At 64.9% G+C, this 10,755-nt stretch carries 17 protein-coding genes; 2 read left to right on the plus strand and 15 right to left on the minus strand.

Translation table 11 applies throughout. The features are described from left to right. Window positions 1–15: 15 nt before the first annotated feature. A complete protein-coding gene (locus N2K99_RS17945) occupies window positions 16–684 on the minus strand; it encodes a DUF3592 domain-containing protein (RefSeq protein ID WP_227934258.1) in 669 nt (222 codons plus the stop codon). Window positions 685–822: 138 nt separating this feature from the next. Further along, on the minus strand, window positions 823–1,413 hold the full coding sequence (locus N2K99_RS17950; protein WP_227934257.1) for a DUF3592 domain-containing protein: 591 nt from the start codon (window positions 1,411–1,413) through the stop codon (window positions 823–825). A gap of 152 nt (window positions 1,414–1,565) precedes the next feature. Between N2K99_RS17950 and N2K99_RS17955 the strand changes: the two genes are divergently transcribed. Beyond that, window positions 1,566–2,315 carry a hypothetical protein gene (locus N2K99_RS17955; protein WP_227934256.1) on the plus strand — a complete coding sequence of 250 codons (750 nt, stop codon included), beginning with the start codon at window positions 1,566–1,568 and terminating at the stop codon, window positions 2,313–2,315. A 57-nt stretch (window positions 2,316–2,372) separates the two neighbouring features. Here N2K99_RS17955 and N2K99_RS17960 read toward each other — a convergent pair whose 3' ends face one another. The 6 genes from N2K99_RS17960 to N2K99_RS17985 form a co-directional block, all read right to left on the minus strand. Further along, on the minus strand, window positions 2,373–3,557 hold the full coding sequence (locus N2K99_RS17960) for an RtcB family protein (protein WP_227934255.1): 1,185 nt from the start codon (window positions 3,555–3,557) through the stop codon (window positions 2,373–2,375). A gap of 241 nt (window positions 3,558–3,798) precedes the next feature. After that, complete coding sequence (locus N2K99_RS17965) at window positions 3,799–4,095, minus strand: hypothetical protein (protein WP_227934254.1); 297 nt, start codon at window positions 4,093–4,095, stop codon at window positions 3,799–3,801. A 33-nt stretch (window positions 4,096–4,128) separates the two neighbouring features. Next, window positions 4,129–4,422 (minus strand): hypothetical protein, encoded by a 294-nt coding sequence (locus tag N2K99_RS17970; RefSeq protein ID WP_227934253.1) that lies wholly within the window; start codon window positions 4,420–4,422, stop codon window positions 4,129–4,131. A gap of 5 nt (window positions 4,423–4,427) precedes the next feature. Continuing rightward, on the minus strand, window positions 4,428–4,982 hold the full coding sequence (locus tag N2K99_RS17975) for a hypothetical protein (RefSeq protein WP_227934252.1): 555 nt from the start codon (window positions 4,980–4,982) through the stop codon (window positions 4,428–4,430). A 23-nt stretch (window positions 4,983–5,005) separates the two neighbouring features. Next, window positions 5,006–5,263 carry a hypothetical protein gene (locus N2K99_RS17980; protein ID WP_227934251.1) on the minus strand — a complete coding sequence of 86 codons (258 nt, stop codon included), beginning with the start codon at window positions 5,261–5,263 and terminating at the stop codon, window positions 5,006–5,008. 147 nt (window positions 5,264–5,410) lie between these two features. After that, on the minus strand, window positions 5,411–5,794 hold the full coding sequence (locus N2K99_RS17985; protein WP_227934250.1) for a hypothetical protein: 384 nt from the start codon (window positions 5,792–5,794) through the stop codon (window positions 5,411–5,413). A gap of 175 nt (window positions 5,795–5,969) precedes the next feature. Between N2K99_RS17985 and N2K99_RS17990 the strand changes: the two genes are divergently transcribed. Next, window positions 5,970–6,308, plus strand: a complete 339-nt coding sequence (locus tag N2K99_RS17990) for a DUF3846 domain-containing protein (RefSeq protein WP_227934249.1) — start codon at window positions 5,970–5,972, stop codon at window positions 6,306–6,308. A 141-nt stretch (window positions 6,309–6,449) separates the two neighbouring features. Here N2K99_RS17990 and N2K99_RS17995 read toward each other — a convergent pair whose 3' ends face one another. From N2K99_RS17995 to N2K99_RS18025, 7 genes are all read right to left on the minus strand, one after another. Then, window positions 6,450–6,827, minus strand: a complete 378-nt coding sequence (locus tag N2K99_RS17995) for a TM2 domain-containing protein (RefSeq protein WP_227934248.1) — start codon at window positions 6,825–6,827, stop codon at window positions 6,450–6,452. Window positions 6,828–6,917: 90 nt separating this feature from the next. Continuing rightward, the gene (locus N2K99_RS18000; protein WP_227934247.1) at window positions 6,918–7,262 is read right to left on the minus strand and encodes a hypothetical protein; all 345 of its coding nucleotides are present in this window, start codon (window positions 7,260–7,262) and stop codon (window positions 6,918–6,920) included. A 45-nt stretch (window positions 7,263–7,307) separates the two neighbouring features. Next, the gene (locus N2K99_RS18005) at window positions 7,308–7,952 is read right to left on the minus strand and encodes an SLOG family protein (protein ID WP_227934246.1); all 645 of its coding nucleotides are present in this window, start codon (window positions 7,950–7,952) and stop codon (window positions 7,308–7,310) included. After that, window positions 7,943–9,319: an ATP-grasp domain-containing protein gene (locus tag N2K99_RS18010; protein WP_227934245.1), complete on the minus strand. Its 1,377-nt coding sequence runs from the start codon at window positions 9,317–9,319 to the stop codon at window positions 7,943–7,945. Before N2K99_RS18010 ends, N2K99_RS18005 begins: the two co-directional genes overlap by 10 nt. Continuing rightward, window positions 9,316–9,621, minus strand: coding sequence for a hypothetical protein (locus N2K99_RS18015; protein WP_227934244.1), 306 nt, complete (start codon window positions 9,619–9,621; stop codon window positions 9,316–9,318). The genes N2K99_RS18010 and N2K99_RS18015 overlap by 4 nt, the downstream gene beginning before the upstream one ends. 55 nt (window positions 9,622–9,676) lie before the next feature. Then, window positions 9,677–10,258: a hypothetical protein gene (locus N2K99_RS18020; RefSeq protein WP_227934243.1), complete on the minus strand. Its 582-nt coding sequence runs from the start codon at window positions 10,256–10,258 to the stop codon at window positions 9,677–9,679. A 196-nt stretch (window positions 10,259–10,454) separates the two neighbouring features. Beyond that, window positions 10,455–10,664 (minus strand): hypothetical protein, encoded by a 210-nt coding sequence (locus N2K99_RS18025; protein WP_227934242.1) that lies wholly within the window; start codon window positions 10,662–10,664, stop codon window positions 10,455–10,457. Window positions 10,665–10,755: the final 91 nt, after the last annotated feature.

Consider the following 10,755-nt stretch of genomic DNA (forward strand, 5'->3'; position numbering starts at 1 on the left):
ATCACGGGCTGCGGGTTACCAGTTGCCGGTTGAAGCCCGCTCCCGGGCTTGGCGGCGGGACTTGAGTTCGCGGAGGCCGTTCCTTACGCCCAGGCCGGCAACTACGGCGCCGATGACGGGGAAGATCGCTGCGGCAACGTTGAATCCGGTGGATTTTGCGCGGGCATTCTGCGGATGGGCCGGGTCGTAGATCAGCTCGATAGGCTGGCCGACATTCCATTTGCAGGGTCCGGAGTAGATGTTCGAGCTCACCGTGTACTCCTTGCCGTCCAGGATGAACCTGCTGATCGGGGCGCAGGTGACACTGGTGGAACGGCTCCCGGTGGAGGAACGGGATTCGTGATAGCTGACGTCGACTACGGTCCCCTCTATGGTGGGGTCGTCGGAGAAGGCGTCACGGACCGCCAGACCCAGCGGGAGCGATCCGATGCCAATGAAGATCAGGCCGAAGACGATCATGAATACGGCCGCCGACAGGCCCTGCATTTTCCCGGCCCGGTCCCTGCGGAAGTCCGGAGGTGCAACTTCCATGGTGCTGTGGCCGGCGGAGTAATACGGGGACGGCGGTGCCTGTGTCTGCGGCAGGTCGGCTATGGACTTCATGTGGGGTGTCCATTCGATGCCGTCCCAGTACTGCATGTGTCCGGCACGCTCGGGGGACGGATACCATCCGGGAGGATTCAAGGGGAGCCTTTCGAGCGGTCGGCCGGATCTCGGCCATCGAGCGGTCAGCCGATGTGGCCCCGCACACCGTGACATGCGTAGATGTCCGATCCCGCCGGTGCGGCAGCCCGGCGTATTGCAGGCTGCCGCGGGCCCTTCCTAGCTCCTGCGTTTCCGGAGGCCTGAGAGGGTCATGAACAGCCCGCCGATGAAGACGGCAGCTCCGATGCCGGGAGCGATGGTCGTGGCAGGGTTGAACTCTTCAGTGACGATCCTGGCCTCGACGGGGTTCTCCGGGTCGTATGCGACCTTCACTTCCTGCCCGATGCTCCAGTCACAGTCGGTGGAGAAATCGTTGGAGCTTGCGTTGTAGCCCTGGCCGTCAACCTCGAAGGCGGCAACCGGAGAGCACTCAAGCGGTGCATCGTCGGCTGCAGGTTCCTCGGCCTTTGCGGCTTCCGGGGCTTTCGCATTCTCGGCGGCTTCTTCCCGGCCGTCGGCTCCGGGGGTTTCGTACCTGACGTCGACGATGGTTGCCTTGACGCTGGGGCTGTCTGCAATGGCGGTGGAGATCTCTCCTGCCAGGGGGACCGCTCCGGCCCCGGTCAGGACGACGCCGCAGCCAAGGACGATCAGGGCCCGCTTCAGTGAGGGGGAACTCGGACGGCGGCCGCGGCGGCTCTCCGAAGACTCGTTGACGGTCTGCGAGGCATCGGGGGCGGTGGGCTTGTTCGGGTCGGGAGTGGTCATCGGTGGCCTTTCATGGCTGGGCGCGCGGGAATGGCAGGTCCCCCGTTTCATGGAAAGGGGAACGGCCGGTAAGGGACATGCGTAGGCAGCGTGCGCACAGCGGCCGCGGCACCAGTCCGGCACCTCAGGCGGCCGGCCGCACACAGGAGGGCATGACAACCTTCAATGAAGCGGCACACCCGCGAAACCAGGCCGGCGTTGCCGGTGCCGGACAGTTCACGTCCACAGCACATGCCGAATCCGGCGTAACGATCAGCACCGGCACGGCCGCGCCGCTCTCACCGCTGGAGCAGTACCGGCAGGTACAGGAGAACGCCCAGGTGCTCTTTGACCAGGTCCAGACGGTCGACAGGCACCGGGACGACCTTGAGGTCGAGTACGAGAGTGCGACCCTGAAGGGGATTGCGCTCGGCATTAAGGATGCGTTCCCGGACGCGCGCTACCTTCGCATCGAAGAAGATGACAACCGGTACTGGGCTACGGGCCTCACCGACGAAAACGGCGGACTCGTTGCTTCGCGAAACTTCGACGAACTCAGTACGCTCGAGCTTTTCGGCGAGGACGAGCTGGAAAACGAGCTGCATTCCCTCAGCTGCACGGACACCCGGTGGATGGACGGTGTCACCCCCGATGACGGTCTGGCTGCAGGGCTGGGCAGGAGCGACGGCAGCGTCCTCATCGACCTGGACAAGGCAGCGGACCAGGAACTGGCACCGCCGCGTTCCCGGATGGAGGCAGAGGTCGTGTCGGCTGAAGCCCGGGAAACCATCGCAGGAGCGGTGGATGACGCGCTTTATCACCTGGACGACATTCTGACCGAGCGGGCAGCGGACTACACGGAAGACGATCTGGAAGGCATCCGCGAACGCATCGCTGATCTCCAGCGCCTCATCCGAAAATAGGGACAGAAAGGGGGACGTCGGCTCATACCGGCGTCCCCCTTTTTCATGCCCCGGAACCTACCCCTTCACGCAGAGGACGGTCCGCAGGTGCTGGACGACGTCGACAAGGTCCTTCTGCGCGTCGATGACGGAGTGGATGTCCTTGTACGCGCCGGGGATCTCGTCCACGATCGCCTGGTCCTTGCGGGATTCGACACCGGCCGTCTGGGCGATGAGGTCATCGACCGTGTAGGCGCGCTTTGCTGCGCTGCGGCTCATCCGGCGCCCGGCTCCGTGGGAGGCGGACTGGAAGGAAGCATCGTTGCCGAGGCCGCGGACCACGTAGGAGCCGGTGCCCATGGAGCCGGGGATCAGGGCCAGGTCGCCCTTTCCTGCCCGGATGGCACCCTTGCGGGTGACCAGCATCGTCTCGCCGTCGATGGTCTCCTCGGAGACGTAGTTGTGGTGGACGTTGATCTCCTCGCCGAACGTCACGTTGGCCGTGGCGAAGTGCTTGGAGAACGCTTCCTTGAACAGGGCCATCATCACCGAGCGGGAGCGGGCGGCGAAGTCCTGGGCCCACCAGAGGTCGCGGCGGTAGGCGTCCATTTCCGGCGTGCCGGCCAGGAAGACGGCAAGGTCCTTGTCGACGATCCCCTGGTTGTGGGTCAGTGACTTGGCAATGTCGATGTGGCGCTCGGCCAGGGACTTGCCGATGTTGCGCGATCCGCTGTGGAGGGTAAGCCAGACGGCGCCTGATTCGTCCACGCAGACCTCGATGAAGTGGTTTCCGCCTCCGAGGGTGCCCAGCTGTGAATGCGCGCGGGACTCGAGGTTCTGGACGCCCGGGTGCAGGTCCTTGAAGCCGGCCCAGAAGCCCTGTGCGCCCTTCTCCAGGCCCAGGCGCTTCAGGTTGACTTCCCGTTCGTGGCTGTTGAAACCAACCGGGATGGCGGCCTCTACGGCAAGGCGCAGCGCATGCATTCCGTCCAGGTCGGATTCGGTCAGGGACGTCTTCACGGCCGAGACACCGCAGCCGATGTCGACGCCGACGGCGGACGGGGAGACCGCCTGCTTCATGGCGATGACGGAGCCGACCGTAGCCCCCTTGCCGAGGTGCACGTCAGGCATGACACGCACGCCGTGGACCCAGTCCAGGGACGCGATGTTGCGCAGCTGCTGGAGGGCAGCCGGCTCGACTTCGTGCTCGTTTGCCCACATGTGGACCGGGCGCGCGGTGCCGCGCAGTTCGACGGGGAACATGTTTCCTCTTTTCGTTGATGGCCGACCGGCCGCTGCTGGTCCTTACCGGCAAAACCGGCGGAATTGCAGGGATAGCCGGGCCTGGATTTCGTTGATGGCCAATCGGCCGTTAGTACCCATGGCGGGAGTCGAACCCGCCACCGCCATCCCGGCCCGGGCAAGCCCGGCACGGGAGTCGAACCCGCGTCTGCAAAACCCTGCTGGGTGTGTCCTGCCTGCTTTCGGGGCAGGCAGGGAGTGCTTAGGTGTGCTGGCCGGGATTGTGCACGTAGTCGTGGTCCCGGGTTTCCAGCGGCTGGCCGTCATCTGTGCGAACCAGGACGAGCTGCTCCGAGTAACGCAGAATGTAGGCGTTGGCAGGTATTTTCCTGCCGGTCCGCTCCGATTCCGCGAGTCTTTCCAGCGGAACGCACCAGATCTTCTTCGGCGTGAACCCTTCAATCCTGGTCCAGACCTGGGAGGTCTTGCCGGGCATGATGGCCATGACGGTGTCTCCCTCGTGGATCCGTCGTCCGGCTGCGTCAAGGTGTCGTCTCATGACCCTTATGTGTGCGGCACCCCGGCGCCCGCTCTACATGTCATCGGTATCTTCCACGCCCCCGTGGCTGCGGGACTCGATGGAGGACCCGTCGCCGGTTTCGACAAGGACGATCTGCGCGGGGAAGCGGACGAGGCGTTCACCGGTCCGGACAACCCCTCCCCTGCCTGATTTCCCCTGGAGTGTTTTCAGCGGCTCGCACCGGACGGTCTTCGCGTTGAAGCCGATGACGACCATGGGGCTCAGGCCGGAGTATCCTCCGTAGGTGCCCATGACCGTGTCGTTGACGGCCAGGGTCCGGCCTGCTGCATCTGTCTGTGTGCTCATGCTCTCTATGTGTGCGGCAGGAGTCCGGCTGCTGCACCTGACGGAGGGTTGGGTTCGCCCTCCATCGTCCAGGCTGTTCCGGTGGCGGCCTCGACCGTGTTCTTCCATTCGTCGACGGTTCCGGTCCAGGGGAAGGGTAGTCCGGGGTCGAACTGCCGAATGGTGAAATCCACGACGGCGTGGCCCTCACGGTAGCCGGCGAGGATGGCAACGTGCTGGCCGCGGCCGGAGATCATCAGCTCGTCGACCCATTCGGCGTCCAGTTCCGCGGCGCCGAGTTCGATGACCTCCCCGGTGGCGGCCCAGCAGTTCCCGCGGGCGATCTCGGGGTCGGCCATTCTGTAGAGCTCGACTGTGCCGTGCTTGTCGGCCCCGACACTGTGGTCCACGATTTCGAGCAGCTCGTTGTACTCCAGGAACTCCTCGGCAGCACGGCGGGCCCTGTCTGCTGCCGAAGAGGGTGCTGCGGTGAGAGTGACCCCGGCAGCCTCCCTGGCAGACACGGACGAGAAGGTGCCGTCCGGATGACGGGGGTGGGCTGCTGTGTCGAAGCTGTTCATGCCTGCCTGTGTGCGGCCGGCAGTCAGCTGCGCCGGATGATTTCGGTCTCGACGTCGTTGAGCAGTCCTGCTGCCAGGACGTCCCGGGGGTTGTGCTTCAGGTGTCGCTGCAGAGCCGCGGAGCGGTGACGCAGGTTCCTGGCCGTCATGTCGCCGGGCCGGGCGGATCCCAGGGCTGACGCGAGCCTTCGGCCGCCGCCGGCTTCCCGGGTCAGTGCAACTGAGATGAGGAGGACAGCAGCGGTGACGGCTTTCCTGCCGGTATGGGAAACCTTGTTCATCGGACTCTTCCGGGTTGGTGCTTTCTCAATTATGACCGCAGCAATGCCAATGGCAGGCAGCCTGCGGCGGGTGACCGGGGCTGCCTGCCATTGAGGTGCAGTGGCTACCTCTTCAGCGCCTTCAGCTGCGCGCCGACGGCAGGGTTCCTACTCGGAGCCGACGTATTCTCCGATGTTCCGGAACCGTGTCTGGCGGGTGCGGCCGGCACCGTCGCCGGAGAGGACGTCCACGCTGTCGGGGTTGTCTGCGCAGAGGTCGAAGAAGTATGCGGCAGCATCCGGAGTGGGGTCCACGAGGCGGATCTTGGGGACGCCGTACTCGGTGGTGATGAGCCGGTAGAGTGCCTCGGCATATTCCCGTGTCATCAGGTCGTTGCGGAAGCAGCGCACGGTAACGGTGGCGGTGGTGCTGAACTGCTTCGTCGACACGCATTCGGCCAGGTGTTCGAGATGCGTCTTGGCTTCATCGGCTGTCAGGGCGTGCCTGGGCAGCGGCTCCAGGACGACATTGCCATTTCGGTTCTGGGACATCGGGATCCTTGTTTCGTTGGTGGTCTGTGCCCGATCCGCGGAAAGGGCCCTCTATGTTTCTATGCCTGCCGGACGCTGACGGGCGTCGGAGACGGTCCTGCCGGGAAGCTTCCCGCTGCCCGCCGCACACATATGGGTTGAGGCCAAATAGGCCGTACCGACTCAGGAGGAACCCATGCGTGCAGCCATCATTCCGGCAGACCTTTCCAAGCCCGTCCGTATCGAGACGGTCACCTTCACCGAAATCCGGACAATCGTCGGCGGCTACATCCAGGCCCTGTCGATCCGCGAGATGGATGCCTCCCTCTACACCGATGAAGAAGCCAAGCTCAAGGGATCCATCCCTGTGAACCCCCGGGCCTCCGCCATCACTGCGACGCTCCTGAACATGGATGATCCCATCCTTGGGGACGTCGTGCTCGTGGGTGCCGCGGACGGGGAGGGCAACGAGACGGACCTTTCCGACCAGGTTGTCGAGGTTCTCGAATCGGTGTTCAGCGCGGGCCGCATCTAGCTCTTCAGCGCGAAAAGAGAGGGAACCGGCGTTGTGCCGGCTCCCTCTCTTCGTTTCAATGGACGGTCACTGCGGAGCGATACCCCACAGCACCGCCTTCGTCTGACCTCAGGACAGCATTTACAGAGTCAGCGGTGCCGCTCACACATTGAAGGCGTTGGCGATGAGGTACAGGACGATCCACACCGGGGTGACGATAAGCGCAACCTTCCTGTACCTCTCATACTCTTCCAGCGGAAGGCCGCGGCTGTCAGTCTGCCTGCCCGCCACGAGGATGATGAGATCCACGAGAACCCAGATACCGAGGCCACCGAGGGTGATGAGCTTCAGGATGCCGGTTCCCACCTTGCCCAGGTAAAACCGGTCTGCCGCCAGGATCCCCAGCAGCAGGGAAAGGAGCCAGGCTGCGAGGAATGATTTCTGCGGCTGCGGCGGGTGCTGGTCTCCCGGGTACGGCTGCTGTTTGGCGGCCGGGCAGGTCTCCGGCGTAGGGCTGGGCATGGGTGTAGGGCTGGGCATGGGTGTTCCTTCTGTGGGGAGTGCAGGGGGCGTTATTCGCCGCGGTCAGCAGGCAGGATCAGCTGCAGCGGCAGGCGCGCAAGCCGGGAGTTACGCAGCGTTCTCTTCGCCGGACCAGTCGGTTACCAGGACCGCTTCAAGGATGCCGATCGTCGTTTCCCGGTCGGCGCCGGGGCCCGGCCAGCCGGAGGCACTCAGTGCCTTCGCAACATCGCCGGTGGCTTCCCAGACGGATTCGTCGTACTCGTCCAGGAGCCTGACGGTGATGTTGCGGTCAGGCCAGCCTTTCATCTGCCGGCGGGTCACAATGTCGACCAGCGCAGTGGCCGCCCGATGGGATGAGTGATGGAACGTCGGGCACTGCCCGTCGTAAGAGATCTCCCAAAGGCGGGATGGTGCCGGGGCCGGCTCTGTTACTACTGTGATCGCGCTCATGCCGTCTATGTGTGCGGCACTGCGCTTCTTTCGGCACACCAGGCCTCAGTCGGCCTCGACGAGCGTCACCTCGATACCCTTGGAGCGGGCGTACCGGGCACAGTGGCTTGCTCCGCCGGACCCTGCACGGATGAACGCGATGCAGTGGTCCGGGGCAGTATCGACCATGGCCTCGTTCCGGTCGTAGCCGGCGCGGTGGTTGTAGACCCCGCCGGGCCGCCAGACGGCCGGATGCCTTTCGACGGTCAGGCCGTTGTGCTCCCAGATTTCCTCGCAGATCCTGTCGGCACCCTTCGGGCAGGCGCCGGATACCAGGACAGCCTCGGGGTCCTTGCCGGTTGACTCCCACCAAGTACGAAGGGCATCACGGATTGCCTTGCGGTCGTCCCAGGTCCGGGATCCGGTGATGAGCAGACGCGGCGGCTGTTCATGCCCTGCAGGCACTTCCCCGCGGGGATTGGCTCCGGTCTTGGCGTAGAGGATGTCGCTGACTTTCTCGCGGAGGCCCGGACCGGGGATGGTGTGACCGTTGAGGCCGACAAGGATGGCCCGGCCGCGGCCATCATAGGTAACGGCCAGCCGGTCGCCGCCGCGGATGAACACGGTAGCGGCGTCCGGCAGCTCATCCATGGCCCAGGAACCGCTGTTGAAGGCAATGGTGTGATGCTCCCTCCGCGCGGTCATACCCATGAGCTGGTCCTTGGCACGGTCAGCTGGAAAGACGAGGGGTCTTCGAAGTAGTCCAGGGCCCAGTAGGTCAGGCAGGGCGAGTCCCCTTCGCCGCAGACGGCACAGACGACCAGCTCTCCCTTGCCGCCGCAGGGCTCGCAGCCGCCGCAGCATCCCGCGTTGACGCTCTCCTGGTAGTGCAGCGCCGACAGCAGCTCAGCAGCAGTGCAGGGGCCGACCCCGGCAACTTCAGAGGCATGGTTCACGTAGCCGTCCAGACCGGCTTCGCTGCCGCAGGCGCACAGTGTCCTGCCGTTCAGGGCAGACGGGATCAGCGGATGGCCGGCCAGCGCGGCGTTCTTTTCTTCCAGCCACTTCCGGTAGGCGCCAACGGCCAGCGTCGGGTCGGAGGCGAAGAGACCGGAGTTCAGCCACCCGTTGAGTTCGATGACCAGCGGTTCGCCGTCGGCACCAAGTGCGACATCCATGACGTAGTTCTGAAGTTCCGGCTGCTCCCGGGCGAGGTCGGCTGCGGCGCCGCGGGCGAAGTTCACCAGACGTGCCACGGTCTCCGTTGCCTCAACGACGTCGGAAACGCCCCTGCGGTCTTCGCGGATCCTGGTGTCGAAGGCCCCGGTGCGCTCCAGTGGCGTGAATTCCTCGATGGAGGCCCCTCCGGTGACAACTTCCTGGCCGACGATGAACATCCGGTACTCGCAGCGCATGGTTACGGATTCCTGGACGAAGAGCGCGTCGATACCCGTCCCGGTGCGTTCCAGCGCGTAACCGGCACGGTAGACCAGGGCCTCCCAGATGTCGCGGTCGCTGGCATCGGCCGGCAGGCTGAACTCGAAGATGCCGAGCTTGGTTTTGGTGGCCTTCACGAAGAAGTCGGTCACGCCGTCGTCCAGCAGCGTGCGGATGGTGCGGATGAAGTCGACCCCCTCGCTGTCGGGAAGCCAGTGGGTGAGGGCGGTACGGCGTCCGAGGCGGGAGGTGAATGCCTCGTACCGGAAGTAGTCGCTAGCCAGGACCTCGTCCCGCAGGACCTTGGTCGAGTGGCGGTCGTCGAGCTGCGCACCGTAGCAGGGCAGGCCGTCGAGTTCATCCAAGCGCCTACGGGCACCGTGCCCGAGGTGCACGACGTCGGTGCGGTCGGGCACGTGGAGCCAGATGTTCTCCCCGAAGGCGTCGACGGCAGCCTTCAGCCGGGCAGCCTGCTCGTAAAAGTTTTCGTAGTCGGCTTCCTCGCTGACCACCGGCTCGCCCACGTAGCGGGCCCAGAGGGATGTCAACTCCGCAGCCCGGTGTTCGTGGCCGGGACGGACCTCGGGAGGCATGGGGCGTTCAAAGATCGTCAGCAGCAGGCTGATCGGCAGAGCTGTCACAGTTTGTCCTGTTCTGCCAGGTACGCGGCATATTCCTCATTCGACGCGCGCTGGCGCTCAGCCTCTTCGGCATCCTCCGCGGCGGACTGTTCCACCCATGCTGCAAGGCTTGCCGCGGTCGACCAGTCGGGGCCGAATACGTCGTCGTTGGACCGGCGGCGGTACCGGTACAGGGGCGGCAGCGACGGCTCTCCCGGGGCGGTGCCGACCTCGACCGAATCCAGGTACAGGGTCGTCGTGCAGGACTTGCCGCGGCAGCAGTGCCGCTCCAGGGTCTTGGGAAGGTCGGGGGTTTCGCTCATGGTCTCTCCGTTGTCGGTCTCTGAACGGCGGGTGGGTCGATTGGGTTGGATGGTGTCACCGGATGGCGGCCACGAAGTCATTGATGCGACGGGCCGCAGAGGCCGTGTTCACCCCGTGGCCGAGGATGAAGGCGATGGCGTCGGTCTCCCCTGCAGGTGCTCCCCGCTCGGTCAGCAGCCCTGTGCGGAAGTGCTGAGCGTCGGGAACCAGCAGAGACGAAAAGGCGACGTCGGCGTCCCGCAGGACGGCTTCCATGGTGTTGCGCGGTGCCTGTCGGTGCGGGAAGCAGGTTGCCCGGATTAGATCCTGGACCGGCTCCACGTCCATGAAGGCGCCGAGGCATTCCCCGGCAGCTGCAACAGCCCTTTCGATGTTCACCGAGTCATCCGGGTCTCCGGCATAGTCGACGTCATGGAACACCGCAGCGAGGACGGTCTGCAGCGTCTGTGCAGGACTCAGCCCCTCGTCCGCCGCCAGCTCGAGTACGGCCAGTGCCACCACGAGGATGTGCGGTGTGCCGTGATAGGGCAGGTGCGCGGAGGGATTAGCGTCCAAGGCTGCCAGTACGGAATCCGCCCTGGGGCCCAAGGAGCCCCGCAGGTAGTCGGCCAGCTTCCCCCGGCGTTCGGTGTCCACCGGCCGAGGGCGGTAGGAGTTCAGGAGTTCCCCCCGTTCAGGTTCCGGAACAGAAGCTCCCGCACAGCTTCAGGGAGGACCTTACTGTCCGGCCGGGGCCCGGCATCGTGCGCCACAGGACCCGGCGCATGCTCGACCGGGAGCGGTCTGAAGCTGGTCGCCCAGTTATCGTGCGCCGGTTCGTCGCACATGGCCGCTAGAGACCGACAGCCTGGGAGAGCGTGGACGAGCGATCGCCAACATGGACTTCGATCTCATCAGCCAGCTCCTTAGGTACTTCCAGCCCCAGGCTCAGCAGGATGTTCACGTAAGCAATCAGGTTCGCCGTGCGTGCCAGCTTGTTCGCGTTGTGCTGCATCTGAGTAGACCTGGTCAATGCTTCGGTCAGACGAAAATCAACAGCCATGGGAGATACCTTCCGGATCGGAGCCACCTTCCGCAGCTCGCTACCACCTATGTGTGCGGACAGACTCCCCCCTCTACCCAGTCTGTGAACC

The sequence above is a fragment of the Arthrobacter sp. zg-Y1110 genome (assembly GCF_025244865.1).
Classification (GTDB): domain Bacteria; phylum Actinomycetota; class Actinomycetes; order Actinomycetales; family Micrococcaceae; genus Arthrobacter_B.

What these genes read in the sequence shown, in the direction of transcription:
- N2K99_RS17975 (WP_227934252.1), bottom strand. Translation starts at nt 4,982, where the DNA reads ATGAACAGCTTCGACACAGCAGCCCACCCCCGTCATCCGGACGGCACC.
- N2K99_RS17970 (WP_227934253.1), bottom strand. Translation starts at nt 4,422, where the DNA reads ATGAGCACACAGACAGATGCAGCAGGCCGGACCCTGGCCGTCAACGAC.
- N2K99_RS18025 (WP_227934242.1), bottom strand. Translation starts at nt 10,664, where the DNA reads ATGGCTGTTGATTTTCGTCTGACCGAAGCATTGACCAGGTCTACTCAG.
- N2K99_RS17995 (WP_227934248.1), bottom strand. Translation starts at nt 6,827, where the DNA reads ATGCCCAGCCCTACACCCATGCCCAGCCCTACGCCGGAGACCTGCCCG.
- N2K99_RS18015 (WP_227934244.1), bottom strand. Translation starts at nt 9,621, where the DNA reads ATGAGCGAAACCCCCGACCTTCCCAAGACCCTGGAGCGGCACTGCTGC.
- N2K99_RS17990 (WP_227934249.1), top strand. Translation starts at nt 5,970, where the DNA reads ATGCGTGCAGCCATCATTCCGGCAGACCTTTCCAAGCCCGTCCGTATC.
- N2K99_RS18005 (WP_227934246.1), bottom strand. Translation starts at nt 7,952, where the DNA reads ATGGGTATGACCGCGCGGAGGGAGCATCACACCATTGCCTTCAACAGC.
- N2K99_RS18000 (WP_227934247.1), bottom strand. Translation starts at nt 7,262, where the DNA reads ATGAGCGCGATCACAGTAGTAACAGAGCCGGCCCCGGCACCATCCCGC.
- N2K99_RS17965 (WP_227934254.1), bottom strand. Translation starts at nt 4,095, where the DNA reads ATGAGACGACACCTTGACGCAGCCGGACGACGGATCCACGAGGGAGAC.
- N2K99_RS17980 (WP_227934251.1), bottom strand. Translation starts at nt 5,263, where the DNA reads ATGAACAAGGTTTCCCATACCGGCAGGAAAGCCGTCACCGCTGCTGTC.
- N2K99_RS17955 (WP_227934256.1), top strand. Translation starts at nt 1,566, where the DNA reads ATGACAACCTTCAATGAAGCGGCACACCCGCGAAACCAGGCCGGCGTT.
- N2K99_RS17985 (WP_227934250.1), bottom strand. Translation starts at nt 5,794, where the DNA reads ATGTCCCAGAACCGAAATGGCAATGTCGTCCTGGAGCCGCTGCCCAGG.
- N2K99_RS17960 (WP_227934255.1), bottom strand. Translation starts at nt 3,557, where the DNA reads ATGTTCCCCGTCGAACTGCGCGGCACCGCGCGCCCGGTCCACATGTGG.
- N2K99_RS17950 (WP_227934257.1), bottom strand. Translation starts at nt 1,413, where the DNA reads ATGACCACTCCCGACCCGAACAAGCCCACCGCCCCCGATGCCTCGCAG.